The organism is Mesorhizobium sp. M7D.F.Ca.US.004.01.2.1 (genome assembly GCF_003997785.1).
Classification (GTDB): domain Bacteria; phylum Pseudomonadota; class Alphaproteobacteria; order Rhizobiales; family Rhizobiaceae; genus Mesorhizobium; species Mesorhizobium loti.
In genome coordinates this window covers 1-3,285 of record NZ_RZRQ01000484.1, presented here as the reverse complement: position 1 = coordinate 3,285, position 3,285 = coordinate 1, and the positions used below count along the sequence as shown (strand labels likewise).

At 64.9% G+C, this 3,285-nt stretch carries 4 protein-coding genes and 1 pseudogene; 1 reads left to right on the top strand and 4 read right to left on the bottom strand.

Translation table 11 applies throughout. The features are described from left to right. From EN993_RS33395 to def, 4 genes and pseudogenes are all read right to left on the bottom strand, one after another. Positions 1 to 205, bottom strand: a pseudogene (locus EN993_RS33395) (tRNA pseudouridine(38-40) synthase TruA); the annotation flags it as partial. Positions 206 to 228: 23 nt separating this feature from the next. After that, a complete protein-coding gene (locus EN993_RS33390; protein WP_126067161.1) occupies positions 229 to 735 on the bottom strand; it encodes an N-acetyltransferase in 507 nt (168 codons plus the stop codon). Beyond that, positions 732 to 1,685: a methionyl-tRNA formyltransferase gene (gene fmt / locus EN993_RS33385; protein ID WP_127266010.1), complete on the bottom strand. Its 954-nt coding sequence runs from the start codon at positions 1,683 to 1,685 to the stop codon at positions 732 to 734. Before fmt ends, EN993_RS33390 begins: the two co-directional genes overlap by 4 nt. A gap of 6 nt (positions 1,686 to 1,691) precedes the next feature. Further along, a complete protein-coding gene (def, locus tag EN993_RS33380; protein ID WP_109667256.1) occupies positions 1,692 to 2,222 on the bottom strand; it encodes a peptide deformylase in 531 nt (176 codons plus the stop codon). Positions 2,223 to 2,324: 102 nt separating this feature from the next. Between def and rmuC the strand changes: the two genes are divergently transcribed. Further along, positions 2,325 to 3,285, top strand: a 961-nt coding sequence (rmuC, locus tag EN993_RS33375) for a DNA recombination protein RmuC (protein ID WP_127266009.1), incomplete at its 3' end; no start/stop codon positions are given.

Here is a 3,285-nt window from a genome sequence, read left to right as displayed (position 1 = left end):
CCTTGGCGAGGTCGACATGCGCCACCTGGGCGGTCGCATGCACGCCAGCATCGGTGCGCCCGGCGGCGCGCAGCCTAACCACTTCGCCACAGAATTTTTCGATCGCCTGCTCGATCGCCTGCTGCACCGAAGGCTGATCCGCCTGGTGCTGCCAGCCGGCAAACAGGCTGCCGTCATATTCGATGTCGAGGCGAAAACGCGGCATGCCGGGCTGCTATATGCTCTCGCCTAGGCGGCGAGAGCGGTGAAGGCGGAGGCGTAGACCAGCCTGCCTGCCTCTGGTGCGTCGCCCCAGGCCAGCGCTTGCAGTGCTTCGCCCTGGTACTCGCTTTCGAAGTTCTGGGCACGCGTGTGGCTATAGCCGAAACGTCCGTAATAGGTGGGGTCGCCGAGCACCACGGCCAGCGTCTCGCCGCCGTCCCTGAGGCGGATATGCGCCTCGCGGATCAGCGCGCCGCCAATGCCGCTGCCATGGAACGAGGGCTCCACCGCCAGCGGCGCGAGCGCCACGGCCGCGAAGGTCTTGCCGCCGTTCTGGACGAACAGCCGGGAAAACAGGATGTGGCCGACCACCTGGCCGTCCTCTTCCGCCACCAGTTCGGCAACGGCGTCGCCACCGGTCACCAGCGCGTCGACCAGCCCGGCCTCCGCCTGCTGGCCGAAAGCGTGTTCCTCGACGAGGCGAATGGCCTCGCGATCCCGCGGCGTCGCCGCGCGTATCGACATCATGCTCATGAGAATTTCATTCCTTTTTCGATCTTGGCCCCGCGCAGGAATTCCGACGCGGCAGCGGGCCTTCCGCCCGCCCGTTGAACTTCGACCAGTCTGATCGCGCCTGCCCCGCAGGCGACCGTCAGCCGGTCATCGAGAATTCCTCCCGACTCGCCCAAATCTTCCGAAGGCGACAGGCCTTGCGACAGCGTCGAGCGAAGCAGTTTCAGCCGCTCCGGGCGGCCGCCAATTCCTATCTCGGACCAGGCGCCGGGAAAGGGCGACAGGCCACGAATGCTATTGTGGACCTCGCTCGCCGAGCGAGTCCAGTCCACGCGCGTCTCGGATTTATCGATTTTTTTGGCGTAGGTCACCCCTTCCACCGCCTGGGCGGCAAATGTCAGGGTGTTCCTTTCCAGTCGCGCCAGCGCCTCCACCATCAGGGTCGCACCGACACTCATCAACCGATCATGCAGATCGCCGGCTGTCATATCGGGTTCGATGGCGCATTTTTCAACCAGTCCGACCGGACCGGTGTCCAAACCCTCTTCCATGCGCATCACCATCATGCCGCTTTCCAGGTCGCCGGCCATGATGGCGCGCTGGATGGGTGCCGCGCCACGCCAGCGCGGCAGCAGCGATGCATGGCCGTTGATGCAGCCAAGCCGGGCCGCCTCCAGAACCGCTTTCGGCAGCAGCAAGCCATACGCGACGACCACGGCGACATCGGCCTGCAAGGCACGGAACGCGGCCTGCTCGGCCTCGCCTTTGAGCGATCCCGGTGTCCGCGTCTCGATGCCCAGCCGTTCCGCCTCGCGCTGCACCGGCGACGGTGTCAACTCCAGCCCGCGCCGTCCGGCGGCGCGCGGCGGCTGCGTGTAGACGGCTGCGATGTCATGTCCGGCCTCGGCAATCGCGCGCAACGTTGGCACCGAAAACTCAGGCGTGCCCATGAAGATGACGCGAAGGGGCATTTTCCCCTATCCCGCCAGCTTGCCCGGCGCCTTGTCCCTGGCGAGCTTCTTGAATTTCTTCACCACCATGTCGCGCTTCAGCTTCGAGATGTGGTCGATGAACAGGACACCGTTGAGGTGGTCGATCTCGTGCTGCAGGCAGGTCGCCATCAGGCCCTCGGCCTCCATCTCCTGCAACTTGCCGTCGCGGTCGAGATATTTGACCCGCACGGAGGCCGGGCGTTCGACTTCGGCGTAATAGTCCGGGATCGACAGGCAGCCTTCCTCGTAGACGGAGCGCGCGTCGGCGCTCTCCAGGATCTCCGGGTTGATGAAGATCTGCGGCGCCGGCGTCTCGTCTTCCTTGGCGAGATCGATCACCAGCATGCGCAGGGGTTCGCCGATTTGGATTGCCGCCAGCCCGATGCCGGGCGCGTCATACATGGTCGCCAGCATATCGTCGGCTAATTTGCGCAAGGGCGCGTCGACGCGCTCCACCGGCTTGGAAACCTGGCGCAGGATGGGGTCGGGAAGGATGATGAGCGGCTTGATCGGCATGGGTTCCACCTAAGACCTCCAGCGAAAAGCGTCAACCGTTGGGCTTGAGGCTCGTTCACGTTTTGATCTGTGCTATCAGGACGAATCGGCTATGCTGTCCACATGAATGATCTGAGCACTATCCTTTCGGAGCCTGTCGCCCGGCTTGGCGCCACCACGATCACGCTCGGCCATGCGCTGGCCTTCGGCGTTTTGCTGTTTCTTGGCCTGTTCGTGGCGCTCGTCATTGCGCTGTGGCGGTCGGCCAAGGCGCGTGCCGTGGCGGCCGCGGAAGCCGCCGACCATGCCCGCGACGCCGAGGCGCGAATGGCCGGCATTTTGCAATCGCAAGCTGAAATGCAGGGCCGCATGGGCGCCATCGCCGAAGTGTTCGGGGCCCGGCAGGCGGAGCTGACGCAGTCGATCGGCCAGCGCCTCGACGCCATGACCGGCCGCCTTGGCCAGACCATGACCGAGCAGACCAAATCCACGCATGAGAGCCTGGCCAAATTGCAGGAGCGGCTGGCGATCATCGATGTCGCGCAAGGCAACATCCAGTCGCTCGCCGGCCAGGTCGTGCAGCTGCAGGCGATCCTTTCCAACAAGCAGACGCGGGGCGCCTTCGGCCAATCGCGCATGGAGGCGATCGTCGCCGACGGCCTGCCGCACGGCGCCTATGAATTCCAGGCGACATTGTCGAACGGCAGCCGGCCCGATTGCCTGGTGAAGATGCCGAACGGCGCACCGTCGCTCGCCATCGATGCAAAATTTCCGCTGGAAGCCTGGAACGCCATCCGCGCCGCCGATGGCGCCGACCTGCAGAAGGCAGCCTCGCAGGCCTTCCGCCGCGACATCGAGATCCATGTCCGCGATATCTCGGAGAAATACCTGATCCAGGGCGAGACGCAGGACACCGCCTTCATGTTCGTGCCGTCGGAATCGGTGTTCGCCGAGATCCACGAGAATTTCGAGGCGATCGTGCACAAGGCGCACCGCGCCCGCGTCGTCATCGTCTCGCCGTCGCTGCTGATGCTGTCGATCCAGGTCATCCAGGCGATCCTCAAGGATGCGCGCATGCGCGAAC

Bases quoted from the DNA above. Each gene is read 5' to 3' on its own strand.
- EN993_RS33390 (WP_126067161.1), bottom strand. From the start codon at position 735: ATGAGCATGATGTCGATACGCGCGGCGACGCCGCGGGATCGCGAGGCC.
- fmt (WP_127266010.1), bottom strand. From the start codon at position 1,685: ATGCCCCTTCGCGTCATCTTCATGGGCACGCCTGAGTTTTCGGTGCCA.
- def (WP_109667256.1), bottom strand. From the start codon at position 2,222: ATGCCGATCAAGCCGCTCATCATCCTTCCCGACCCCATCCTGCGCCAG.